General features: G+C 60.2%; 22 protein-coding genes. 15 read left to right on the top strand and 7 right to left on the bottom strand.

Translation table 11 applies throughout. The features are described 5' to 3' along the window. Window positions 1-174: 174 nt before the first annotated feature. A complete protein-coding gene (locus ACIOYV_RS29095) occupies window positions 175-1,668 on the bottom strand; it encodes a CoA-acylating methylmalonate-semialdehyde dehydrogenase (protein ID WP_123598942.1) in 1,494 nt (497 codons plus the stop codon). Window positions 1,669-1,734: 66 nt separating this feature from the next. Then, window positions 1,735-3,084 (bottom strand): aspartate aminotransferase family protein, encoded by a 1,350-nt coding sequence (locus tag ACIOYV_RS29100; RefSeq protein WP_054043957.1) that lies wholly within the window; start codon window positions 3,082-3,084, stop codon window positions 1,735-1,737. A gap of 138 nt (window positions 3,085-3,222) precedes the next feature. On the opposite strand from ACIOYV_RS29100, the gene ACIOYV_RS29105 reads away from it, so the two are divergent. The 7 genes from ACIOYV_RS29105 (at window position 3,223) to ACIOYV_RS29135 (ending at window position 11,182) form a co-directional block, all read left to right on the top strand. Continuing rightward, window positions 3,223-4,143, top strand: a complete 921-nt coding sequence (locus ACIOYV_RS29105; protein ID WP_265042916.1) for a LysR family transcriptional regulator — start codon at window positions 3,223-3,225, stop codon at window positions 4,141-4,143. Window positions 4,144-4,266: 123 nt separating this feature from the next. Further along, on the top strand, window positions 4,267-5,661 hold the full coding sequence (locus ACIOYV_RS29110; protein ID WP_401329352.1) for a uracil-xanthine permease family protein: 1,395 nt from the start codon (window positions 4,267-4,269) through the stop codon (window positions 5,659-5,661). An 87-nt stretch (window positions 5,662-5,748) separates the two neighbouring features. Beyond that, a complete protein-coding gene (locus ACIOYV_RS29115; RefSeq protein WP_401329355.1) occupies window positions 5,749-6,399 on the top strand; it encodes a TetR/AcrR family transcriptional regulator in 651 nt (216 codons plus the stop codon). A gap of 7 nt (window positions 6,400-6,406) precedes the next feature. Beyond that, window positions 6,407-6,988, top strand: a complete 582-nt coding sequence (locus ACIOYV_RS29120; protein WP_401329358.1) for an IMPACT family protein — start codon at window positions 6,407-6,409, stop codon at window positions 6,986-6,988. A gap of 572 nt (window positions 6,989-7,560) precedes the next feature. Next, entirely contained in the window at window positions 7,561-9,138 is a 1,578-nt protein-coding gene (locus ACIOYV_RS29125) for an ABC transporter ATP-binding protein (RefSeq protein ID WP_401329361.1), read from the top strand. An 11-nt stretch (window positions 9,139-9,149) separates the two neighbouring features. Next, the gene (locus ACIOYV_RS29130) at window positions 9,150-10,256 is read left to right on the top strand and encodes an ABC transporter permease (RefSeq protein ID WP_401329363.1); all 1,107 of its coding nucleotides are present in this window, start codon (window positions 9,150-9,152) and stop codon (window positions 10,254-10,256) included. Then, window positions 10,256-11,182, top strand: a complete 927-nt coding sequence (locus tag ACIOYV_RS29135) for an ABC transporter permease (protein ID WP_163908207.1) — start codon at window positions 10,256-10,258, stop codon at window positions 11,180-11,182. Before ACIOYV_RS29130 ends, ACIOYV_RS29135 begins: the two co-directional genes overlap by 1 nt. Before the next feature lie 47 nt (window positions 11,183-11,229). Here ACIOYV_RS29135 and ACIOYV_RS29140 read toward each other — a convergent pair whose 3' ends face one another. Further along, window positions 11,230-11,661: a hypothetical protein gene (locus ACIOYV_RS29140; protein ID WP_401329366.1), complete on the bottom strand. Its 432-nt coding sequence runs from the start codon at window positions 11,659-11,661 to the stop codon at window positions 11,230-11,232. Between the two features lie 82 nt (window positions 11,662-11,743). Here ACIOYV_RS29140 and ACIOYV_RS29145 point away from each other — a divergent pair, with 82 nt between their 5' ends. From ACIOYV_RS29145 to ACIOYV_RS29155, 3 genes are all read left to right on the top strand, one after another. Beyond that, window positions 11,744-12,094 (top strand): MerR family transcriptional regulator, encoded by a 351-nt coding sequence (locus ACIOYV_RS29145; protein ID WP_401329485.1) that lies wholly within the window; start codon window positions 11,744-11,746, stop codon window positions 12,092-12,094. Between the two features lie 25 nt (window positions 12,095-12,119). Further along, window positions 12,120-12,806 (top strand): SDR family oxidoreductase, encoded by a 687-nt coding sequence (locus ACIOYV_RS29150; protein WP_265042906.1) that lies wholly within the window; start codon window positions 12,120-12,122, stop codon window positions 12,804-12,806. A 198-nt stretch (window positions 12,807-13,004) separates the two neighbouring features. After that, window positions 13,005-14,363, top strand: a complete 1,359-nt coding sequence (locus ACIOYV_RS29155) for an 8-oxoguanine deaminase (RefSeq protein ID WP_265042905.1) — start codon at window positions 13,005-13,007, stop codon at window positions 14,361-14,363. Window positions 14,364-14,460: 97 nt separating this feature from the next. Here ACIOYV_RS29155 and ACIOYV_RS29160 read toward each other — a convergent pair whose 3' ends face one another. Continuing rightward, entirely contained in the window at window positions 14,461-15,549 is a 1,089-nt protein-coding gene (locus tag ACIOYV_RS29160; RefSeq protein WP_401329370.1) for a calcium:proton antiporter, read from the bottom strand. 298 nt (window positions 15,550-15,847) lie between these two features. Between ACIOYV_RS29160 and ACIOYV_RS29165 the strand changes: the two genes are divergently transcribed. From ACIOYV_RS29165 to ACIOYV_RS29175, 3 genes are all read left to right on the top strand, one after another. Then, complete coding sequence (locus tag ACIOYV_RS29165) at window positions 15,848-16,930, top strand: BMP family ABC transporter substrate-binding protein (protein WP_290027861.1); 1,083 nt, start codon at window positions 15,848-15,850, stop codon at window positions 16,928-16,930. Window positions 16,931-17,074: 144 nt separating this feature from the next. After that, entirely contained in the window at window positions 17,075-18,040 is a 966-nt protein-coding gene (locus tag ACIOYV_RS29170; RefSeq protein WP_401329373.1) for an isopenicillin N synthase family dioxygenase, read from the top strand. Between the two features lie 81 nt (window positions 18,041-18,121). Further along, window positions 18,122-19,075, top strand: a complete 954-nt coding sequence (locus ACIOYV_RS29175) for an adenosine deaminase (RefSeq protein WP_054043972.1) — start codon at window positions 18,122-18,124, stop codon at window positions 19,073-19,075. An 87-nt stretch (window positions 19,076-19,162) separates the two neighbouring features. Here ACIOYV_RS29175 and ACIOYV_RS29180 read toward each other — a convergent pair whose 3' ends face one another. The 3 genes from ACIOYV_RS29180 to ACIOYV_RS29190 form a co-directional block, all read right to left on the bottom strand. Beyond that, complete coding sequence (locus tag ACIOYV_RS29180) at window positions 19,163-20,545, bottom strand: MFS transporter (RefSeq protein ID WP_401329377.1); 1,383 nt, start codon at window positions 20,543-20,545, stop codon at window positions 19,163-19,165. Window positions 20,546-20,672: 127 nt separating this feature from the next. Continuing rightward, a complete protein-coding gene (locus ACIOYV_RS29185; RefSeq protein WP_401329380.1) occupies window positions 20,673-21,407 on the bottom strand; it encodes an ArsR/SmtB family transcription factor in 735 nt (244 codons plus the stop codon). 305 nt (window positions 21,408-21,712) lie between these two features. Then, window positions 21,713-22,642, bottom strand: a complete 930-nt coding sequence (locus ACIOYV_RS29190) for a LysR family transcriptional regulator (protein WP_054043975.1) — start codon at window positions 22,640-22,642, stop codon at window positions 21,713-21,715. A gap of 119 nt (window positions 22,643-22,761) precedes the next feature. Here ACIOYV_RS29190 and ACIOYV_RS29195 point away from each other — a divergent pair, with 119 nt between their 5' ends. Next, window positions 22,762-23,055 carry a putative quinol monooxygenase gene (locus ACIOYV_RS29195; protein ID WP_401329384.1) on the top strand — a complete coding sequence of 98 codons (294 nt, stop codon included), beginning with the start codon at window positions 22,762-22,764 and terminating at the stop codon, window positions 23,053-23,055. Window positions 23,056-23,085: 30 nt separating this feature from the next. Next, the gene (locus tag ACIOYV_RS29200) at window positions 23,086-24,099 is read left to right on the top strand and encodes a zinc-binding alcohol dehydrogenase family protein (RefSeq protein ID WP_401329387.1); all 1,014 of its coding nucleotides are present in this window, start codon (window positions 23,086-23,088) and stop codon (window positions 24,097-24,099) included. Window positions 24,100-24,339: the final 240 nt, after the last annotated feature.

Consider the following 24,339-nt stretch of genomic DNA (forward strand, 5'->3'; position numbering starts at 1 on the left):
GCGTAACTCTTTGTTTACCAAGGAGTTTTCCGTTTCGACTGCGCCGGAAGTGGGGCGAATTATAGACTTCCAGAATCTGCCGTCAACCCCTGATTTCACAATTCTGTCATATAGGTCAAAAAACCCCGAAAACGCGAAGGCCGGCTCCAAGGAGCCGGCCTTCTGCCCTTCTACTTACAGGCTAGGGAACGCGAATTGCGAAGCTTCATGGCTCGCCCGTTGCGGCCAGCGCTGAGTGATGGCCTTGCGACGAGTGTAGAAACGCACGCCGTCCGGACCATATGCATGCAAGTCGCCAAACAGCGAACGCTTCCAGCCACCGAAGCTGTGATACGCCACTGGCACCGGCAACGGTACGTTAACGCCAACCATGCCGACTTCAATCTCATCGCAGAACAACCGCGCCGCTTCCCCGTCACGGGTGAAGATGCAGGTGCCGTTGCCATACTCGTGATCGTTGATCAGTTGCATCGCCTCTTCCAGGCTGTTGACGCGAACAACGCACAGCACTGGCCCAAAGATCTCTTCTTTATAGATGCGCATCTCAGGCGTGACGTTATCGAACAGGCAGCCACCCAGGAAGAAGCCTTCCTCATGACCCGCCACACTCAAACCACGGCCGTCCACCACCAGGGTCGCGCCAGAAGAAACACCGTCTTCTATATAGCCACTGACTTTATCGCGAGCCTGACCGGAAACCAGCGGCCCCATGTCCAGGCCACACGATGTACCGGCACCGATTTTCAGTGCCTTGATTTGCGGCACCAACTTGGCCACCAACGCATCCGCCACCTGGTCACCAACGCACACGGCCACCGAGATCGCCATGCAACGCTCGCCGCAAGAACCATACGCCGCGCCCATCAGTGCACTGACCGCGTTATCCAGATCCGCATCCGGCATCAGCACCGCATGGTTCTTCGCGCCGCCCAGTGCCTGGACGCGTTTACCGCGCTTGGTGCCTTCGGCGTAGATGTATTCGGCAATCGGCGTCGAACCGACAAAGCTCAGCGCTTTGACTTCCGGCGCTTCAATCAATGCGTCCACCGCAGCCTTGTCGCCGTGCACCACACTCAGCACGCCTTTAGGCAGGCCGGCCTCGATCAACAACTGAGCGATCAGCAGCGTAGAACTCGGATCACGCTCGGACGGCTTGAGAATGAAGCAGTTACCGCAGACGATCGCCAGTGGATACATCCACAACGGCACCATCGCCGGGAAGTTGAACGGTGTGATACCGGCGACCACACCCAACGGCTGGAAGTCTGACCACGCATCAATGTTCGGCCCGACGTTGCGGCTGTACTCGCCCTTGAGAATTTCCGGCGCAGCGCACGCGAACTCGACGTTCTCGATACCGCGCTTCAACTCACCCGCCGCATCTTCCAGCGTCTTGCCGTGTTCTTCGCTGATCAACTGCGCGATGCGTGCTTCGTTCTGCTCCAGCAATTGCTTGAAGCGGAACATCACCTGCGCACGTTTGGCCGGTGGCGTGTTGCGCCAGGCCGGGAAGGCAGCCTTGGCCGAGTCGATAGCTTTCTGAATGGTTTCGCGGCTGGCCAACGGCAGCTTGTGGATGGCCTTGCCGGTCGACGGGTTGAACACGTCAGCCGTGCGACCGTCTTCAGTCACCAGTTCACCATTGATCAAATGCGGGATGAGGCTCATGCGGTACTCCAGAAAATTGTTCACAGGCGCCCGTTTACGGACGCCCTTCTTATATAGAGGGAGAAATCAGTCGATCTTGTTCAGCACTTCGCCGACCGCATCGAACAGACGGTCAAGATCTTGCGGCTTGCTGTTGAAGGTTGGCCCGAACTGCAGGGTGTCGCCGCCGAAGCGCACGTAGAACCCGGCCTTCCACAACGCCATACCGGCTTCGAACGGACGCACAATCGCGTCGCCATCACGCGGGGCAATCTGGATTGCACCGGCCAAGCCGTAGTTGCGGATGTCGATGATGTTCTTCGAGCCTTTCAGACCGTGCAGTGCATTCTCAAAATGCGGCGCGACTTCAGCCACGCTCTGCACCAGGTTTTCCTTTTGCAGCAGGTCGAGTGCAGCCAGGCCAGCAGCACAGGCCACCGGGTGCGCGGAATAGGTGTAGCCGTGAGGGAATTCCACCGCGTACTCAGGCGTCGCCTGGTTCATGAACGTGTGATAGATCTCGGAGCTGGCGATCACCGCGCCCATCGGGATCGCGCCGTTGGTGACTTGCTTGGCGATGCACATCAGGTCCGGGGTCACCCCGAAGCTGTCGGCGCCGAACATCGAACCGGTACGGCCGAAACCGGTGATCACTTCGTCGAACACCAGCAGGATGTTGTGCTGATCGCAGATTTCACGCAGACGCTTGAGGTAACCCTCAGGCGGAACCAGCACGCCAGCGGAACCGGCCATAGGTTCCACGAAGACAGCGGCGATGTTCGAAGCATCGTGCAATTCGATCAGCTTGAGCAGTTCATCTGCCAGGGCGATACCGCCCTCTTTCGGCATGCCACGGGAGTAAGCGTTGCTGGCCAGCAAGGTGTGCGGCAGGTGATCGACGTCCATCATCGCCTGACCGAACATTTTGCGGTTGCCGTTCACGCCGCCAAGGCTGGTGCCGGCGATGTTCACACCGTGGTAACCACGGGCACGGCCGATCATTTTGGTCTTGGTCGCCTGGCCTTTCAGGCGCCAGTAAGCACGGACCATTTTCACTGCGGTGTCCGCGCACTCGGACCCCGAGTCGGTGAAGAACACGTGATTCAGATTGCCCGGGGTCAGGTCGGTGATTTTCTCAGCCAACTGGAACGACAACGGATGGCCGTACTGGAAGCCTGGCGAGTAATCGAGGGTGCCCAGTTGCTTGGCCACCGCTTCCTGGATTTCCTTGCGCGTGTGCCCGGCGCCACAGGTCCACAGACCAGAAAGCGAATCGTAGACCTTGCGGCCCTTGTCGTCTGTCAGCCAACTGCCTTCGGCGGCGACGATCAGTCGCGGATCGCGCTGGAAATTTCGATTGGCGGTGTAGGGCATCCAGTGCGCATCGAGCTTGAGCTGGCTGGCCAGGGAAGACGGGGCGTTTTCGGGCAAGTTCATGATTAAAACCTCGCAGGGCATAAGCGGCGTAGAGATCAAAAGCGTTCTTGCAGCTAAATTGCCACGGGGATAAAGTTGGTGAAATCCAACTCTTGTAACCTTCAGTCATACCTTCACTAAACTTTTGGTATCCAAAGCATGAGCACTCGCCGCCCCGATCCGCTGGCACAAGTCAGCGACTTTGATATTCGCCTGTTACGGATCTTCCGCAGCGTGGTGGAGTGCGGCGGCTTCTCCGCAGCGGAATCGGTATTGGGCATCGGCCGCTCGGCCATCAGCCAGCAAATGAGCGACCTGGAACAACGCCTGGGCCTGCGCTTGTGCCAACGCGGTCGCGCCGGGTTTTCCCTGACCGAAGAGGGCCGCGAGGTTTACCACTCCGCGCTGCAGCTATTAAGTGCGCTGGAAAGTTTCCGCACCGAGGTCAACGGCCTGCACCAACACTTGCGCGGCGAGCTGACCATTGGCCTGACCGACAACCTGGTCACCCTGCCCCACATGCGCATTACCCACGCGCTGGCGCAATTGAAGGAACGCGGGCCGGACGTGCAGATCCAGATCCGCATGATCGCGCCCAATGAAGTCGAACAAGGGGTGCTTGATGGTCGCTTGCACGTCGGTGTGGTGCCGCAGGCCAGCGCATTGTCCGGACTGGAATATCAACCGCTCTACAGCGAACGTTCGCTGCTGTATTGCGCGGTGGGCCACCCGTTGTTTTACGTCGATGACAAGCAACTCGACGATCAACGCCTGAACAGCCAGGACGCCATCGCCCCGACCTTTCGCCTGCCCGCCGAGATCCAGGCGCATTATCAGGCCCTCAACTGCACAGCCAGCGCGTCCGACCGCGAAGGCATGGCGTTCCTGATCCTGACCGGACGCTACATCGGTTACCTGCCAGACCATTACGCCAGCCTCTGGGTGCAGCAAGGCCGATTGCGCGCGCTAAAACCCACCGTGCGGTTTTATGACTTGAGCCTCGCTTCGGTCACGCGCAAGGGGCGTCGCCCCCATTTGGTGCTGGAAAGCTTTCTGGAGAGCCTGGCGGCGACGCGCTGAAAAGACGCAGAAGCCCGGCCAGACTGGGCCGCGCCGCGCGAACAAAACAATAACCTGAGCACTTGGACAGTTTTTTGCAACACACCGGGAACCTTGATCCGTCAGCAATGAGTTCCTACGCCCATGCAGCCAGAATCCTCACCCCAAAGCGATCTGATCTACGGCCTCAACGATCGTCCAAAACCTCTCGCCGCGATCCTCGCCGCCCTGCAACACGTGCTCGCCAGTTTCGTTGGCATCATCACCCCACCGCTGGTGATCGGTTCGGCACTCGGATTGACCAGCTATTTGCCGTACCTGATCAGCATGGCGCTGATGGTCTCCGGCGTAGGAACCTTCATCCAGGCGCGCCGGCCATTCGGCATTGGTGCCGGGATGATTTGCCTGCAAGGCACCAGTTTTGCGTTTTTGGGCGCGGTGCTGTCAGCTGGTTTTCTGGTCAAGCAACGCGGCGGTAGCCCGGAAGACATTCTGGCGATGATCTTCGGCGTGTGCTTTTTCGGCGCCGTGGTGCAGATCGTCCTCAGCCGTTTCATCGGCCAGTTGCGCCGGGTAATCACACCGTTGGTGACCGGGATTGTCATCACGTTGATCGGCATCAGCCTGATCAAAGTGGGCATCACTGACCTCGGTGGTGGTTTCAACGCGGCGGATTTCGGCGCCCCGGGGAATCTGGCGCTAGGCGTGTTCGTGCTGTTGACGATCGTCCTGCTCAATCGCTCGAACACTCCGTGGATTCGCCTCTCGGCCATCATCATCGGCTTGGTGCTCGGCAGCCTCGCGGCATGGTTCAGCGGAAAACTGGTCCCACAGCCATTGCCTGACTTGCCCCTGGTCAGTCTTCCGATCCCGTTTCGCTTCGGCTTCAGCTTCGACTGGAGCGCTTTCCTACCGGTCGCGCTGATTTATCTGATCAGCACCATCGAAACCGTCGGCGACCTCACGGCCAACTGCATGCTCGCCCGCCAGCCTATCAGCGGACCTTCGTACATCAATCGACTCAAGGGCGGCGTACTCGGTGATGGTTTCAGTTGCCTGATCGCCGCGACCTTCAGTGCATTCCCCAACACCACATTCGCGCAGAACAACGGCGTGATCCAGTTGACCGGCGTCGCCAGCCGTTACGTCGGCCTGTACATCGGCGCCGTGCTGTTTTGCCTCGGGATGTTTCCGCTGATTGGCGCAGTGTTGCAGCAGATTCCCAAACCAGTGCTCGGCGGCGCGACCCTGGTGATGTTCGGCAGTGTCGCGGCGGCCGGTGTGCGCATCCTTGCCCAAGCGCCGTTGGACCGACGCAGCATGTTGATCATCGCCACCTCCTTCGGCGTCGGCCTGGGTATCGCCGCGCAGCCAAGCCTTTTGCACTTGCTGCCAAAACTGGTGCAGAACCTGTTCGACTCGGCAATCACCAGCGGCGGTATCACCGCGATCCTGATGTGCTTGCTGTTGCCCGAGTCGAAAACCCAAATGCTTGACGCCAATACCCCGTTGAAAAGCGAGCCGATCGAGCAGCTATAAGGGTTTTATTGCCTCAGGACTTGTCTGAAACCTGTGGGTGCGCTATCAACGCACTGGTTGCACCCACAGACAATTTCGGAAGTGCCTATGACCTTTGAAGTCCCCGCCCACGGCGGCAAACCTGCCAGCCGCATTCGTCAAAAGAACGAAGAGACGATCCTCAAAGCCGCCGAAGATGAATTCGCCCGACACGGGTTCAAAGGCACCAGCATGAACACTATCGCCGTGAATGCCGGGTTGCCCAAGGCGAACCTGCATTACTACTTCACCAACAAGCTTGGGCTGTACGTGGCGGTGTTGAGCAACATCATCGAATTGTGGGACAGCACGTTCAATACCCTGACGGCCGAAGACGATCCGGCCGAGGCGCTGACTCGCTATATCCGCGCCAAGATGGAATTCTCCCGGCGCCAGCCGCAAGCCTCGCGGATTTTCGCTATGGAAGTCATCAGTGGCGGCGAGTGTTTGACCGAGTATTTCAACCAGGATTACCGCGCCTGGTTCCAGGGTCGCGCCGCCGTGTTCCAAGCCTGGATCGACGCCGGCAAAATGGACCCGGTCGACCCGGTGAACCTGATTTTCCTGTTGTGGGGCAGCACTCAGCATTACGCCGACTTCGCCACCCAGATCTGCCGGGTCAGCGGCCGCACCAAGCTGACCAAACAAGACATGGAAGACGCTGGTGATAACCTGATCCGCATCATCCTCAAGGGCTGCGGCCTGACACCTGCTATCTAAGTCCCCTATGCCTTTTACCCTCAGCGGTTTTTGCGAATACCGCGAAGAGATTCGCAAAAGCCGCTTCATTACCCTCGCCGGGCCGATCGGCAGCCCGGCCGAAGCCCAGGCGTTCATCGAGCAACACAGCGACTTGAACGCTACACACAATTGCTGGGCCTGGAAGCTTGGCGACCAGTACCGTAGCAACGATGACGGCGAACCCGGCGGCACCGCTGGCCGGCCGATTCTGGCGGCGATCGAAGCGCAGGATTGCGATCAGGTCGCGGTGTTGGTGATCCGCTGGTACGGCGGCATTCAACTGGGTACCGGCGGCCTGGCCCGCGCTTATGGCGGCGGCGCGAACAAGTGCCTGCAAGGTGCGCCCAAGGTCGAGTTGATCAGCCGGGTGCCAGTGAGTTGTGCCTGCGGATTTGGCGAGTTGGTGTTGGTGAAGTTGCGGGTGGCGGAACTCGGCGGCTTGGTGGTGGAAGAATCTTTCACCGGCAACGGCGTGGATCTGAAATTGGCAATTGGCGAAGCGCAGATTGAAACCCTGCAATTGCAGCTCGCGGATTTGAGTCGCGGGCGGATTTTGTTGCAGCGCTAAAAGATCAAAAGATCGCAGCCCTGTCGGAGCTGCCAAAGGCTGCGATCTTTTGGGGCACACACCCTTTCCACCACACCCGACACTTGCCCACATCTGCTGTGCACCCGCCTGTGGATAACCTGAGCACATCCTGCTGTAACCCTCCTGTCATGCGGCTTTGCGGGCTTTGTTCATTTTTCGTCCAAAGTGCTGTCAAAAAAGCTAAATCCACGAAAAAACAATCAGTTAGCTCGGTTTATCACCTTTAGAAGATAGCGATGCAGTGCTTATGCCCGAGCGTTGGGCTTGCGCACAAATACTGTGGAGCAACCTGTGGATAACCCGTTCATGGCTGGCGCAGCCCCATATCTGGCATAGCTTGCAGCCGACTGCTCGTTTTTTGATCAAATTGTTGCGAGCAAAACCGGAGCCTGAATCAAAGACCTTGCCCTCAAGTGGTGCTTGATTCAGGCGCGAAGCAGTTCGATGCACATCTCTAACGTGCTGAACCGCATGGCTTTACGTAATTCCTGACTCAATGGCCAGAAAATTGCTTTGTCCACAGGCATAACTCCAATCGACCCGAGCCAGTCATGCCCAACCCCGTGCCGATCCCCGCTCCGATACAGAATCAAGCTCCGCGCCTGCAACTGCGCAACATCAGTAAACGCTACCCCGGTTGCCTGGCCAACGATGCCATCGACTTGAGCATCGCCCCCGGTGAAATCCATGCCTTGCTCGGCGAAAACGGTGCGGGCAAAAGTACACTGATGAAGATCATCTACGGCGTCATCCACGCCGATTCCGGGGAAGTGATCTGGCAAGGGCAGAGGGTAAGCATGCGCAATCCGGCCCAGGCGCGGGGGCTTGGGATCGGCATGGTGTTCCAGCACTTTTCGTTGTTCGAAACCTTGAGCGTGGCGCAGAACATTGCGTTGGCCATGGGTGCGGCGGCCGGGACGCCGAAACAGCTTGAACCGAAAACTCGTGAAGTGTCCCAGCGCTACGGCATGGCGCTGGAGCCGGAGCGACTTGTCCACAGCCTCTCGATCGGCGAACGCCAACGCGTAGAAATCATTCGTTGCCTGATGCAGGACATCCGCCTGCTGATTCTCGATGAACCGACCTCGGTGCTGACGCCGCAAGAAGCCGACGAATTGTTCGTCACCTTGCGCCGACTGGCCGCCGAAGGCTGCAGCATTCTGTTTATCAGCCACAAACTCGGTGAAGTCCGGGCGCTGTGCCACAGCGCCACGGTGCTGCGCGGCGGTCGGGTGGCCGGGCATTGCGTGCCGGCTGAGTGCTCGGATCAGCAACTGGCGCGGTTGATGGTCGGCGAAGCGGCCGAGCTGATCACCGACTACCCGAAGGTCATCGGCGGCGAGGCATTTTTGAGCGTGAATGGATTGTCCTGGCACAACCCGGACCCGTTCGGTTGCTCGCTCAAAGACCTCAATCTGCAAGTGCGCAGCGGCGAAATTGTCGGCATCGCCGGAGTTGCCGGTAACGGCCAGGATGAGTTGCTGGCGTTGCTTAGCGGCGAGGAACGGCTGAACCGCAACGCAGCGCGAACCATCAGTTTCGCCGGGCAAGCCGTCGCCCATTTGCGCCCCGATGCGCGGCGCAAACTCGGCCTGGCTTTCGTGCCGGCCGAACGCCTGGGCCATGGCGCGGTGCCAGAACTGAGCCTGGCCGATAACGCCCTGCTCACTGCATTTCAACAAGGGCTGGTGAGCCAGGGGCTGATCCAGCGCGGCAAGGTCGAGGCGCTGGCCGAAGAGATCATTCGCCGCTTCGGCGTGAAGACGCCCGACACCCAAACGGCGGCCCGCAGCCTGTCCGGCGGCAATCTGCAGAAATTCATTCTCGGCCGGGAAATCCTCCAGCAGCCGAAATTGCTGGTGGCCGCGCACCCGACCTGGGGCGTGGACGTCGGTGCGGCGGCGACCATTCACCGCGCGCTGATTGCCTTGCGCGATGCCGGCGCGGCGATCCTGGTGATCTCCGAAGACCTCGATGAACTGTTCCAGATTGGCGACCGCCTCGGCGCCTTGTGCAGCGGTCGACTGTCACCGCTGCGGGCAACCATCGATACCCGGCTGACCGACGTCGGCGGCTGGATGGCCGGTCAGTTCGACGCACCTCAATCACCCGTCTCTGCAACGGTTTAACGGAGTTTCACATGCTGCTTTCTCTCGAACCCCGTGGCCAGCAATCGCGCCTGATGTTGTGGTGCTCGCCGTTGCTGGCGGCGGCGCTGACGTTGGGCTGCGGCTCGCTGTTGTTTATCGCGCTGGGGCACGATCCATTGCTGACGTTGCACACGCTGCTGATCGCACCGATCAGCGACTTGTATGGCGTCTCGGAATTGCTGGTCAAAGCCCTGCCGATCCTGCTCTGCGCGTTGGGCCTGGCGGTGGCGTATCAGGCGCGAATCTGGAACATCGGCGCCGAAGGTCAACTGCTCCTCGGCGCCCTGGCCGGCAGTGCATTGGCGGTGAATATCATCGACATGCAAAGTCGCTGGGCGCTGGTGTTGATCCTGCTCACCGGCACCCTCGCCGGCGCTGCGTGGGCCGGGCTCACGGCGTGGTTGCGTACGCGCTTCAATGCCAATGAAATCCTCACCAGCATCATGCTCAATTACATCGCCCTGAACCTGCTGCTGTTCTGTGTGCACGGGCCGTTGAAAGACCCGGCCGGGTTCAATTTCCCGGAGTCGGCGATGTTCGGTGATGCCAGTCGCTTGCCGTTGTTGATGGAGGACGGTCGCGTGCATGCCGGGGTGTTTTTCGCCCTGCTCGCACTGGTCGCAGTGTGGGTGTTGTTGCAGAAAAGCTTTGTCGGCTTCCAGATCAAAGTGCTCGGTTTGGACAAGCGCGCGGCAGGTTTTGTCGGCTTTCGCGAGAAGCGCCTGATCTGGCTGGCGCTGTTGATCAGCGGCGGTTTGGCGGGGTTGGCCGGGGTCTGCGAAGTCACCGGGCCGATCGGTCAATTGGTGCCGCAAGTCTCGCCGGGTTACGGCTACGCGGCGATCACCGTGGCGTTTCTCGGACGGCTGAACCCCATCGGCATTCTGTTTTCCAGCCTGCTGATGGCGCTGCTGTACATCGGCGGCGAGAGCGCGCAGATGAGCATGAACCTGCCGCAAGCGATCACCCAATTGTTCCAGGGGATGATGCTGTTTTTCCTGCTGGCGAGTGATGTGCTGATTCTCTACCGACCGCGTTTGAATGTGCGCTGGGCGCGCCGTGCACCGGTCGCTGCCGTAACCGCAGGAGCGTTGTGATGGATATCGATCTGCTGAGCAATATTTTCTACGCCATGGTCCGTTGCGGTACGCCGTTGCTGCTGGTGGCGCTGGGCGAGCTGATCTGCGAGAAGAGCGGTGTCCTCAATCTGGGCCAGGAAGGCATGATGCTGTTTGGCGCGGTGATCGGGTTTATCGTCGCGCTGAACAGCGGCAACCTGTGGCTCGGCGTGTTGCTGGCGATGCTCGCAGGGATGTTGTTGTCATCGCTGTTTGCCTTGGTGGCGCTGGTGTTCAACGCCAATCAAGTGGCTACCGGACTGGCGCTGACGATCTTTGGCGTGGGCTTGTCGACCTTTGTTGGCGCGGCGTGGGTCGGTAAACCGCTGGCGGGTTTTGAGCCGGTGGCGATTCCGTATTTGAGTGAAATTCCGCTGATCGGGCGGATGCTGTTTGCCCAGGATCTGTTGGTGTATTTGTCGTTCGTGCTGTTTGCGGTGGTGGCTTGGGTGATTTTGAAAAGCCGCGTCGGGTTGATCATTCAAGCCGTCGGGGAAAACCCGGATGCCGCCAGTGCCATGGGCTTGCCGGTGTTGGGTGTGCGCACCTTGGCGGTGTTGTTTGGCGGGGCGATGGCCGGGTTGGCTGGCGCGTATTTGTCCCTGGCGTATACGCCGATGTGGGCGGAGAACATGAGCGCCGGGCGTGGCTGGATCGCGTTGGCGCTGGTGGTGTTTGCCAGTTGGCGAGTGTGGCGATTGCTGCTTGGCGCGTATCTGTTTGGACTCGCCAGCATCCTGCACCTGGTGGCGCAGGGATTGGGGCTGGCGATTCCATCGAGTTTGCTGGCGATGCTGCCGTATGTCGCGACCATTGTGGTGTTGGTGCTGCTGTCCCGGGATGCGCTGCGCACGCGGTTGTATGCGCCGGTGTCGTTGGGGCAGCCGTGGCAGGGTGGGCATTAGCCGTTTGCAGGCCCGGCCTCTTCGCGGGCAAGCCCGCTCCCACAAGTTTACACCGCACCTGTAGGAGCGAGGCTTGCCCGCGAAGGCGTCCGCACCGGCAACACCTGAACCACGCCCCACGCCAATTCAAAGAACAAGAAAATCACCAACAAAGAACTGGCACCGTGGACCAACGCATACAGCTGCCATGCCGCAAACAGGAACCGGCCCACTGCATCGTACCGGCCATAAATCTGCTGCGGATCCCGAATCCGCAACACCGCCCAAACACACACAATCGACCCCAACAAATTCGCCATCAGCATATGCATCGGCTCAAACGCCGGCAGCTCACCGGGCAAACTCAACGCCTGGCTCAAACCCGACAGCAATCCATGCAAAGCGGCAAAACTCCACGGCGTGACAAACGCCGCCGTCACGATCAAGTCATACCAGGCACTGCCACGCACCACTCGGCGATATTGCGTTGAAGTCCACATCGGCGTTGCTCCATAAATTCAGGGAGCAACAAGGCTAAAGCCTGGAGTATGCTCCAGGGTCAAGCCACTTCGAGACGTCATGATGCGCATCGGTGAATTAGCCCAGGCCAGCGCCGTCAGCCGCGACACGCTGCGCTTCTACGAGCAGCGCGGGTTGATCGCGGCGCAACGCAGCGCCAACGGTTATCGCGATTATCCGGCGGACATGGTGCAACTGGTGCTGTACATCAAGACCGCTCAGCGACTGGGCTTTACCCTCGGCGAGATCGGTAATAGCGTTGCTGCGTTGTGGCAATCGGCTGATCCCGACAGCGCCGTCACGCAGTTGCTGCAAGACAAGCTCAAGCTGATTGAAACCCGAATGGAAGAACTCGGCACGCTGCGCAACGAGTTGCAGCAAAGGCTAGGTCAGCGTTGTCCCTTAAATCCGTGATTCTCATTTATCAAGGAAGCCACTCATGTCCACGGCAAAAACCGCACTTATCATCGGCGCCTCCCGGGGCCTTGGCCTCGGCCTGGTAAAAACCTTGCTGGCCGACGGCTGGCAAGTCACCGCCACCGTGCGCAACCCGCAGAAAGCCGAGGCGCTGCAAGCGCTGGGCAAGGTGCGGATTGAAAAGCTTGACATGGATGATCAGCAAGCGGTCATTGCCTTGAGCCACGAGCTCAAGGGCGAAATGTTTGACCTGCTGTTCGTGAATGCCGGGGTCAAAGGCCCAGAAGTCCAGACACCGGGTGGCGCGACATTGGCCGAAGTCGGGCAACTGTTTTTCACCAACGCCGTGGCGCCGATCAACCTCGCGCAGCGTTTCGTCGGGCAGATTCGTGATGGCAGCGGCGTGCTGGCGTTCATGAGTTCCGGGCTGGGCAGCGTCACCGTACCGGACGCCCCGGAACTGGCGTTGTACAAGGCCAGCAAAGCGGCGCTGAACTCGATGACCAACAGCTTCGTCACTCAGTTGGGCGAGCAGAAGCTCACCGTGCTGTCGTTGCATCCGGGCTGGGTGAAGACCGACATGGGCGGCGAAGGTGCGGATCTGGATGTGGAAACCAGCACCCGTGGGCTGGTTGACCAAGTGAACGCGTTCACCGGCAAGGGCGGGCATTATTTTGTGAACTACAAGGGTGAGACCATTCCGTGGTGATGTATCGCCTGATATGACGCCTTCGCGGGCAAGCCTCGCTCCTACAGGTCATGCGTCGGACCTGTAGGAGCGAGGCTTGCCCGCGAAGCTCTTTTGCAGGAAACTTCGCACCTCGTCCCCCGCGGCGACCCTGGATCAGCAGACAGGGTAATCACTGAGCTGGCTAACCTGAACCCACTTTCAGAGGAGCCGGCCAACATGCCTGCGACCCGTACCTGGTTAAAAAATCCCCTTGCGATCTTCACTGCCAATGGCCTCGATGCCCGTGGCGGCCTGGTGCTGCAAGACGGTTTGATCGTCGAAGTGCTCGCCGCTGGCCAGCAACCTTCCACGCCCTGTGGACAAGTTTTCGATGCCCGCGAGCATGTGATCCTGCCCGGCCTGATCAACACCCATCACCACTTCTATCAAACCCTGACCCGCGCCTGGGCGCCGGTGGTCAATCAGCCGTTGTTCCCGTGGCTGAAAACCCTGTACCCGGTCTGGGCGCGCCTTACCCCGGAAAAACTCGCCCTCGCCACTAAAGTCGCGTTGGCCGAGTTGCTGCTGTCCGGTTGCACCACCGCCGCCGATCACCATTACCTGTTTCCCGAAGGCCTGGAAAACGCGATCGACGTACAAGTCGAAAGCGTTCGTGAACTGGGCATGCGCGCCATGCTCACCCGTGGCTCCATGAGCCTCGGCGAAAAGGACGGGGGTCTGCCGCCGCAGCAAACCGTGCAGGAAGGCGAAGTGATTCTCGCCGACAGCCAGCGCTTGATCGCCGAGTACCACGAGCGTGGCGATGGCGCGCAAATCCAGATCGCCCTGGCGCCATGCTCGCCGTTCTCGGTGACCCCGGAAATCATGTCCGCCAGCGCCGAACTGGCGAACAAACTCGACGTGCGTCTGCACACGCACCTCGCGGAAACCCTCGACGAGGAAGACTTCTGCCTGCAACGCTTCGGCCTGCGCACCGTGGATTATCTGGACAGCGTCGGCTGGCTCGGCCCGCGCACCTGGCTGGCCCACGGCATCCATTTCAACCCGGACGAAATCGCCCGCCTCGGCGCGGCCGGCACCGGTATCTGCCATTGCCCGAGCTCGAACATGCGCCTGGCGTCCGGCATCTGTCCGACGCTGGATCTGACGGCGGCGGGTGCGTTGTTGGGCTTGGGCGTGGACGGCTCGGCGTCCAACGATGCGTCGAACATGATGCTCGAAACCCGCCAGGCGCTGTACATCCAGCGTCTGCGTTACGGCGCGGAGAAGATCACCCCGGAATTGGTTCTGGGTTGGGCGACCAAGGGTTCGGCGAGTCTGTTGGGGCGTACTGATATTGGTGAGCTGGCGGTGGGCAAACAGGCGGATCTGGCGTTGTTCAAGCTGGATGAACTGCGATTCTCTGGCAGCCATGATCCGGTGTCGGCGTTGCTGCTGTGCGGCGCTGATCGTGCGGATCGGGTGATGGTCGGCGGCAAGTGGCGGGTGATTGATGGGCAGGTTGAAGGGCTGGATCTGAAAGGGTTGATTGCGGATCACAGCCAGGCGGCTAGGCAGTTGATTGCTGGCGTCTGATCGGACGCCTTCGCGGGCAAGCCTCGCTCCTACAGGTACAGCGCCGCTCCCATGCTTGGCGCAAAACCTGTAGGAGCGAGGCTTGCCCGCGAAGCTCTTAAAGCCCCAACAGCGACAACATGATAAACGTCGCAAACAACACAAAATGCGTCATGCCCTCGATGGCATTGGTTTCCCCGTCATTCAGGTTGATCGCACTGACAATCAACGTCAGAAAAATCATCACCGTCTGCACCGGCGTCATCGCCATCTGAAATGGCTGCCCCGTATACAACGCCATGGCTTCCATCACCGGCACCGTCAGGATCACCGTCGACAACGACGCACCCATGGCGATGTTGACCACCGACTGCATGCGATTGGCCAGTGCCGCACGCAAAGCGGTCAAAATCTCCGGTGCCGCCGAAATCGCCGCCACCAAAATCGCCGTGATCACCGGCGGTGCGCCCGTGCCTTCAAGGCCCAGATCGAGGGTCTTGGACATCACTTCGGCCAAGGCGCCAATCACCACCACGCCAAACACCAGCGTCGCGACACTGCGCGTCACGTTGACCGGCTCCGGCGCTTCTTCCGGGACTTTCTTGCGACGTTTTTCCGGGTAGCTGTAGCTGAAGAAGTAACTGTGCGGCCCGACCTGCATGCGCAGGAACAAAGCGTAGAGCACGACCATCGCGCCGATGGTGAACCCCGAATAAATCTTCCAGTTGGCCTCGGGAATAAACTCCGGCACCACCATCGAAACGCCCATGGCGGTGAGGATCATCACGCTGTAGCTGCGCGCGGAGTCATCGTTGTAGGACTGTTCGCCATGCTTGATGCCGCCCATTAACGCGGCGAGGCCGAGGATGCCGTTGATGTCGAGCATCACCGCCGAGTAAATCGTGTCGCGCACCAGGGTTGGCGAGGCTTCGTTGCTCATCATGATCGCCAGGATCACCACTTCCACCAGCACGGCGGCGAGGGTCAGGATCATCGTGCCGTAGGGATCGCCGACTTTTTCAGCGAGCAATTCGGCGTGATGGGCCACACGCATCGAGGCTGCAACGATGAAGGCGATCAGCACCAGGCCGGCGGCCAGGGCGATGGGCTGGCCGTTGTGCAGCATCCACGGTTCCAGCGGATACGCGAGGACGGCGGCGACCAGGGCCAGCAACAGGAATTTTTCTTGCTTGAGGAGTGTGAGCATTGCAGGCCTTTTGCACAGTGGAGCGAAATCAGAGTGATGAGGTACTGACTGCGGCGCGGCGCTAACGTTTCGTTACACCTTAGCGCACCAGTGGATGGCAGCCGTATTGAGTCATGCACTTTTATCGGACTTGCGGGCCTCTTCGCGGGCAAGCCTCGCTCCTACAAGAACGCCGCATACCTGTAGGAGCGAGGCTTGCCCGCGAAGGCCGTCACGCGGTTTCGAATTTATTGTTGTCCTGTTGGTCAGCAATTTGCATTGACCTCGCCATCCTCAAAACAAAATGGAGTTCGAGTTCATGCATAAACGTCCGTTGAAGAAGCTGCTGTGCGCCGTTGCCGCGGCCATCGGTCTGAGCGCCAGCCTGACCGCGAGTGCCGCCGACCCGCTGAAAGTCGGCTTCGTCTATATCGGTCCGATCGGTGACCACGGCTGGACGTATCAGCATGAACAGGGACGCAAGGCGCTCGCAGAAAAATTCGGTTCGCAGATCACCACCAATTATGTGGAGAACGTTGCTGAAGGCGCCGACGCCGAACGGGTGATCCGCAACATGGCCAAGGACAACTACGACCTGATCTTCACCACGTCTTTCGGCTACATGAACCCGACGCTGAAAGTCGCCAAGCAATTCCCCAAGGTGACCTTCGAACACGCCACCGGCTACAAGCAGGACAAGAACCTCGGCACCTACCTGGCGCGCACCTATGAGGGTCGCTACGTCGGCGGTTTCCTCGCGGCGAAGATGACCAAGACCAAGAAAATCGGCTACGTCGCCTCGTTCCCGATCCCTGAAGTAATCCGCGATATCAACGCCATTCAACTGGCCCTGAACAAGTACAACCCGGGCACCGAAATCAAGGTGGTGTGGGTCAACTCGTGGTTCGATCCGGGCAAAGAGGCGGATGCCGCCAACGCGCTGATCGACCAAGGTGTGGATGTGGTGTTCCAGCACACCGACAGCCCGGCGCCGATCCAGGCTGCCGAACGTCGCGGCGTGTATGCGGTGGGCTACGCTTCGGACATGGCGCACTTCGGACCGAAAGCGGTGCTGACCTCCATCGTCAACGACTGGGGCCCGCATTACATTCAGGCGACCCAAAGCGTGCTCGACCACACCTGGAAATCCCAGGATTACTGGGGCGGATTGAAGGAAGGCACGGTTGAATTGCCGATCAGCGATCTGGTGCCGGCACCGGTGAAAGCCGAAGCCGAGCAGATCATTGCCGACATCAAGAGCGGTGCGCTGCATCCGTTTACCGGGCCGATCAAGGATCAGGCCGGTGCAGTGAAAATTCCGGCGGGCGTGAGCGCGACGAATGCGGAACTGGCATCGATGAACTACTACGTTGAAGGCATGAAGGCCGATATTCCGAAGTAGCCCTTCAAGCCAGACACAAAACCCTGTGGGAGCGAGCTTGCTCGCGATGACGGAGTGTCAGTCGACATCAATTTTGCCTGACACACCGCTATCGCGAGCAAGCTCGCTCCCACATTTGATCTTCAGCGTTCTTGAGGACTGCGCATGAATCAGCTTCCTATCATCGATATCAGCCCGCTCTACAGCACCGATCAAAACGCCTGGCAATCCATCGCCACGCAAATCGATCACGCCTGCCGCAACTGGGGCTTTTTCTATATCAAGGGCCACCCGATCAGCGCTGCCCGCATCGAAGCCGTGCTCGACCACGCCCAACGCTTCTTCGCTTTACCCTCTGCCGAAAAGCTCAAGATCGATATCACCCAGACGCAACATCACCGTGGCTACGGCGCCATCGCCACCGAGCAACTGGACCCGAGCAAACCCAGCGACCTGAAAGAAACTTTCGACATGGGCCTGCACCTGTCGGCCGATCATCCGGACGTGCTGGCAGAAAAACCCCTGCGCGGTCCCAATCGCCATCCTTCGTTACCCGGTTGGGAAGCGCTGATGGAACAGCATTACGTCGACATGCAGGCCCTCGCCCAAACCCTGCTGCAGGCCATGACCCTGGCGCTCGGCATCGAGCGCGACTTCTTCGACACGCGCTTCAATCAACCCGTCAGCGTACTGCGGATGATCCATTACCCGCCGCGCCACACCGCCAGTTCCGCAGAACAACAAGGCGCCGGCGCCCACACCGATTACGGCTGCATCACCCTGCTCTACCAGGACGCGGCCGGTGGCCTGCAAGTGCGCAACGTGAACGGCGAATGGATCGACGCGCCGCCCATCGACGGCACGTTCGTGGTCAACCTCGGCGACATGATGGCGCGCTGGAGCAACGACCGTTACCTGTCGACGCCACACCGGGTGATCAGCCCTCTGGGTGTGGATCGCTACTCGATGCCATTCTTCGCCGAACCGCACCCGGACACGCCTATCGAATGCCTGCCCGGTTGCCAGGATGCCGCGCACCCGGCGAAATACCCCGCGACCACCTGCGCCGAATTCCTGCTGTCGCGCTTCGCCGATACCTACGCCTATCGACGGGAACCGGAAGCGGTTTGATCAACCGTTTGGTCAGGTTTTACCAATTGTTGCGGCGAGCATCTGTAGAATGCCGTCATTGCACCTGATGAGAATTCGAACATGTACGACTGGCTGAACGCCCTGCCCAAGGCAGAACTGCACTTGCACCTGGAAGGCTCGCTGGAGCCCGAGTTGCTGTTTGCCTTGGCCGAACGCAACAAGATCGCCCTGCCGTGGGACGACGTGGAAACCCTGCGCAAGGCGTACGCCTTCAACAACCTGCAAGAGTTTCTCGACCTGTACTACAAGGGCGCGGACGTTTTGCGCACCTCGCAGGATTTCTACGACCTGACCTGGGCTTACCTGTTGCGTTGCAAGGCGCAGAACGTGATTCACACCGAACCGTTCTTCGACCCGCAAACCCACACCGACCGTGGCGTGCCGTTCGAAGTCGTGCTCAACGGCATCGCCGCCGCATTAAAGGATGGCGAACAGCAACTGGGCATCACTAGTGGTTTGATCCTGAGCTTCCTGCGCCACTTGAGCGAAGACGAAGCGCAGAAAACCCTCGACCAGGCGCTGCCGTTCCGCGATGCGTTTGTGGCTGTCGGTCTGGACAGTTCGGAGATGGGTCACCCGCCGAGCAAGTTCCAGCGCGTGTTTGATCGTGCCCGTCACGAAGGCTTCCTGACCGTCGCCCACGCCGGTGAAGAAGGCCCGCCGGAGTACATCTGGGAAGCCATCGACCTGCTGAAAATCCAGCGCATCGACCATGGCGTGCGCGCCATCGAAGACGAGCGTTTGATGCAGCGGATCATCGACGAGCAAATCCCGTTGACCGTATGCCCGTTGTCGAACACCAAGCTCTGCGTGTTCGATCACATGTCCCAGCACAACATCCTCGACATGCTGGAACGTGGCGTGAAAGTCACGGTGAACTCCGACGATCCGGCGTACTTCGGCGGCTACGTCACCGAGAACTTCCACGCGCTGTATACCGACTTGGGCATGACCCAGGATCAGGCCAAGCGCCTGGCGCAGAACAGCCTGGATGCACGGTTGGTGAAACCTTAAGTCCGCCTTCGCGGGCAAGCCTCGCTCCTACAAAAAAGCGTAAAACCTGTAGGAGCGAGGCTTGCCCGCGAAGAACGATAACGCGGTCTAGACCTCAGCAACCACCTCGCTCAACTCCTCCAACGTCTTGCCCCGCGTCTCCATCCCGAACAACCACACCACCCCCGCCGCAATCGCAAAGCACATCGCCCCCAACGCGAACACCCCGCCCTGCCCGGTAATCGGGAACACCAGCCCGGTCACCAACGGTCCGAGCAACGAACCGACGCGCCCGATTGCCGAGGCAAATCCCGAGCCTGTGGCCCGCGCCGAAGTCGGGTACAGCTCCGGCGTGTAGGTGTAGAGCACTGCCCACATGCCGAACAGGAAGAATTGCATCAGCAGGCCCGAGGTGATCAACAGGCCGACGTTGCCGCCAAACACCGCACTCTGGCCATACAGAAACGCCATCACCCCACCACCCAGCAGCGTCACGATGCACACCGGTTTGCGCCCCCAGCGCTCCACCAACCAGGCAGCCATGAGGAAGCCGGGAATCCCGCCGAGGGAAATCAGCACCGTGTAATACACCGACTGGGTCACGGCGAAACCCGACTGTTGCAGCAAAGCGCTGAGCCACGAGGTCAAGCCGTAGAAGCCAAGCAAGGCGAAGAACCACACGCTCCAGATCATCATCGTGCGCTGGCGGTACCGCGGCGACCAGATCTGCTGCAACGCGGAAAAGAAGTTACCCGGCGTACTCGCCACCCGTGGCAAGCGAATCGGCGTCGGCAACTCCGTCTGCCCCAACGACGTGCGGACCCGCTGTTCAATGCCCAGCAACACCTTGTCCGCCGCGTCATGTCGCCCGGCCTGTTCGAGCCAGCGCGGTGACTCGGGAATGAAAAAGCGAATCGCCAGGACAAATACCGCCGGTACCGCCAACACCAGGAAGATGTCGCGCCAGCCAATTACCGGCAGCAGGAAGTACGAGAGCACTCCGGCCGCGACGAAACCGAGTGGCCAGAACCCGTCCATCAACGCGATATAACGCCCGCGCTTTTTGGCCGGGATCAGCTCCGAAAGCATCGACTGCGCAATGGGAAACTCCATGCCCATGCCGATCCCCAGCAGGACGCGGAACAACGTCAGGGTCTCCACGTTCTGCGCCGTGGAGCACAAGTAACTGGCAATGCCCCACAACACGATGCTCCACTGGAACACCGGTTTGCGCCCGAAGCGGTCGGCGAGCATGCCGGACAACGACGCCCCCAGCACCATGCCGAAGAAGCTCGAACTGGCCAGCAACCCGGCCTGCGCGCTGCTCAGGCCGAACTCGGTTTTGATCGAGCCGAGCAGGAAAGTCATCATTGCCAGGTCCATGGAGTCAAAGAAAAACGCCAGGGCAATGATGATGAAAATGATGCGGTGATAGCCGCTGATGGGCAGCCGTTCCAAGCGTTCTGCTGCGCTGAATCCTTGTGTTTCCATGCCATACACCCCCGTCCGAAAGTCCCCGGATCGAGTGTGCGCGATAGCGGCTGGGGGTTATTGCTGAATGCGACCTGCCCGCAACCCTGAACGACGCCCGAGACCTCAGACGTCGGCGCCTACACGTCTACAACGCCATTTCCAGCTCGGCTTCCTTGGCGAAGCGGTGAACTTCTCGCTGCCCGGTCGCGGTGATCTGCAAGGCGCGGGAGTCGTTGGGCAGGGTCAACCAGCCGGACTGCATGAACAACTGCAACAACGCCGCGCCCACTGAACCACCCATGTGCGGACGGCGTTCACTCCAGTCCGGGCAGGCGCAGGCAATTTGCCCGCTGCGGTGGGCCAGGGCCTGGATGAACACCCCGCGGCTGGCCAGTTGCTTGGAGCCCTTGTGGGTGATGACGACCCGCTGATCGAACTGCTCGATCCAGCCGGCATCCAGCAATCGCTGGTACAGGTCGGCCGCCAGCGTGCCGCCCAAGTGGTCCTCGCAGAGCCGCGCCTGCAACAGCGACGATGGTGCGGCCTGGCGTTTGCCCATGAGGTTGCCACGCTTGATCGTCTCCGGAATCTCCCGTGGCGTGCTGGCCAGGGAGGCACTCGCCAGCGCTTCCACTGCCGCGCCAACTTCGGGGGCTGCCAGGCGGAAGAATCTTTTGCGCCCGCGCTCTTCGACTTTCAACAGACCTCCGGCGGACAAACGCCCCAGGTGTGCACTGGCCGAAGACGGCGACAGCCCGGCCAATAAGGCCAGCTCTTCGGTATGCCGCGCAGAGCCATCCATCAAGGCCCACATCATTGCGCTGCGCTTGGGGTCAGCCAGCAGCGTGGCGATCTGGCTGATGCAAGGTGCATGTTCCATGTATTCACTCCCTGTTGAATCGTTTCGTCTACTGCTCACAGACATCTTGACCAGTAATGTGTCCTCGGCCAAGGCGTGAAAACCGCCATGAACCCGGTCAGGCAAGTCACCCACACCCAGCGTTCCATCGAGCAACCCACTCCCGCTCTTGGGCAAGGACGACTGGAGGGTGGACGCGTCAGGGCCGGTTCGACGGTGCAGGCATAAGGCGGGCGCTAGTATAAGCGGGTTGACCGTCGGTTCCTGCCCTTGGGAGGCCGCGAGTGGTGATAGTTCCTGACAGAAATTTCGCTATTTGCCTGCGACTATTGATCAGTGCCCGATAACGACGGAAATTGACTACTCAACTTCGCGCATCGGCTGGCAAGCATTTCTCGCAAAAGGTTCACCGGCTTACTCAATTGTGCGCGATGGGCGCACAGCAAATTCAGCGGTGCGCGCTCACAGAGCAACTCCGGCAACAACACTTTCAAGCGACCGGCCAGCACATCGGCGCCCACATCAAGCCAGGACTTGTAGGCGATCCCGGCTCCCGCCACCGCCCACAGGCGCACGACATCGGCGTCATCGCTGAAACGGTCACCGCTGACCGTCAAACCGACTTCACGCTTGCCGTCGTGGAAACTCCACCGATCGTGAACCCGACTGCCGAGCATGAACAACAGGCAATTGTGCTGCGCCAGTTGCTCCAGTTGTCGTGGCTCGCCGTGTCGGGCCAGGTACTCGGGAGATGCGCAGAGCACGCGACGGTTCTGTGGGGCAATGGGCAACGCCACCAGGCTCGAATCCTCCGGCTCGCCGTAACGCAGCGCAATGTCCACCGGTTGGCGAAACAGGTCGGCGATGCGATCTCCCAGCAATAAACGCACGGTCAGTTTCGGATGCTCACGCTGGAACTCGTCCAGCCAAGGCAGCAACAGGTTGCGACCAAAATCCGACGGCGCCGACAGTTGCAAGATCCCGCTGACCTGATCCTGACCGCTGGCCAGTAAACGCCGACCTTCATCCAGATTGCTCAGGGCCGCCCGCGCATATTCCAGGAAGCCCTCGCCTTCGGCGGTCAGGCGCAGGCTGCGGGTGGAGCGGGCCAACAGCCGCGCGCCAAGTTGCTGTTCGATGCGCTTGAGTGCCGCGCTGGCCACCGCCGCCGACATGTCCATCACCCGTGCCGCCGCCGACAGGCTGCCCAGGTCCGCGGCCCGGACAAACAACTGCAAGTCATCGAAACGCAGCATCTTCAGCCCCGATTATCAAAAAAATATTGAAAGAGACTGCTCTTTTAGCGGGTTTTATCTTGCCGGGAAATAGCCAATCATCTGTCCCATCGAAAATCACTCAGCGTCAGGAGTCGAACATGTCCCAGCCGTTTACCGCCATTGCCTCCCTCATCGCCAAACCCGGCCAGCAGGACGCCCTCGAACAGCACCTGCGGGCGCTGCTGGAGCCAACCCGCGCCGAGGCCGGTTGCGGTCAATACGATTTGCATCAGGACCTCGCCAACCCATTGGCCTTCTACATGATCGAACAATGGAGCAGCGACGAAGCCCTGCAAGCCCACGACGACAGCGCCCACATCCAGAACTTCCGCGCCAGGGCCGGTGACTTTCTCGAACACTTCGAGCTCAAGCGCCTGCGCACCCTGGCCTGATTTCTTCCTTTGTTACGACGGAGCCCCTTTATGAAAGCGATTGCCTACTACGCCTCCCTGCCGATCAGCGACGCCAAATCCCTGCAAGACATTGAACTGCCAGAACCGGTCGCCGGTCCTCGCGACTTGCTGGTGGAAGTCAAAGCCATTTCGGTCAACCCGGTGGACACCAAGGTCCGGCAGAACGTCCAGCCTGAAGGTGGCGCAGCCAAGGTGTTGGGCTGGGACGTGGCCGGTGTGGTCAAGTCTGTCGGCAGCGACGTGACGCTGTTCAAGGCCGGCGACAAAGTGTTCTACGCTGGCTCCATCGCCCGTGCCGGCGGCAACAGTGAACTGCATGTGGTGGATGAGCGAATCGTCGGGCACATGCCGAAATCCCTCGGTTTTGCCGAAGCCGCCGCGCTGCCGCTGACCGCGATCACCGCGTGGGAATTGCTGTTCGAGCGCCTGCAAGTGCGTGAAGGCAGCACGGATGAAGGCCAGAGTTTGCTGATCGTCGGCGCGGCCGGTGGCGTGGGTTCGATCCTGACTCAACTGGCTCATCAACTGACCGGGCTGAAGGTGATCGGCACCGCATCCCGCCCGCAGACCCAGAGTTGGGTGCGTGAGTTGGGCGCCGACCTGGTGATCGATCACAGCCAACCGCTGAGCGAAGAACTCAAGCGTGCGGACATCCAGCACGTAACCCACGTCGCCAGCCTGACCCAGACCGATGGGCATCTGGATCAATTGGTCGAAGCGCTGGCGCCCCAGGGCAAACTGGCGCTGATCGATGATCCGAAGGCACTGGACGTGACCAAGCTCAAGCGCAAGAGCATTTCGCTGCACTGGGAATTCATGTACACCCGCTCGCTGTTCGAGACTGCCGACATGATCGAGCAGCACAAACTGCTCAACCGTATCGCCGAGCTGATCGATGCCGGGACCTTGAAAACCACAGTGGGCGAGCACTTCGGCACCATCAACGCGAGCAACCTGCGCCGCGCCCATGAACTGCTGGAGAGCGGCAAGGCCAAGGGCAAGATCGTGCTGGAAGGGTTCTAACCCACCCTAGTGTAGGAGCGAGGCTTGCCCGCGATGGCGTCCTCAATGACGCCCTTTTCCTGTAGGAGCGAGGCTTGCCCGCGAAGGCGTCCTCAATGACGCCCTTTTCTGTAGGAGCGAGGCTTGCCCGCGAAAGCGTCCTCAAGATCGCCTTCGCGGGCCACCCCCCCACCAAAAAAAAACCCGATTGGGGACCCGCACTCTGTGAGTTTTACCGTTTTACCAATTGGCTCGTATTGG

Origin of the sequence: Pseudomonas sp. NPDC087342, from assembly GCF_044744265.1 — a bacterium.
GTDB classification, from domain to species: domain Bacteria; phylum Pseudomonadota; class Gammaproteobacteria; order Pseudomonadales; family Pseudomonadaceae; genus Aquipseudomonas; species Aquipseudomonas nunensis.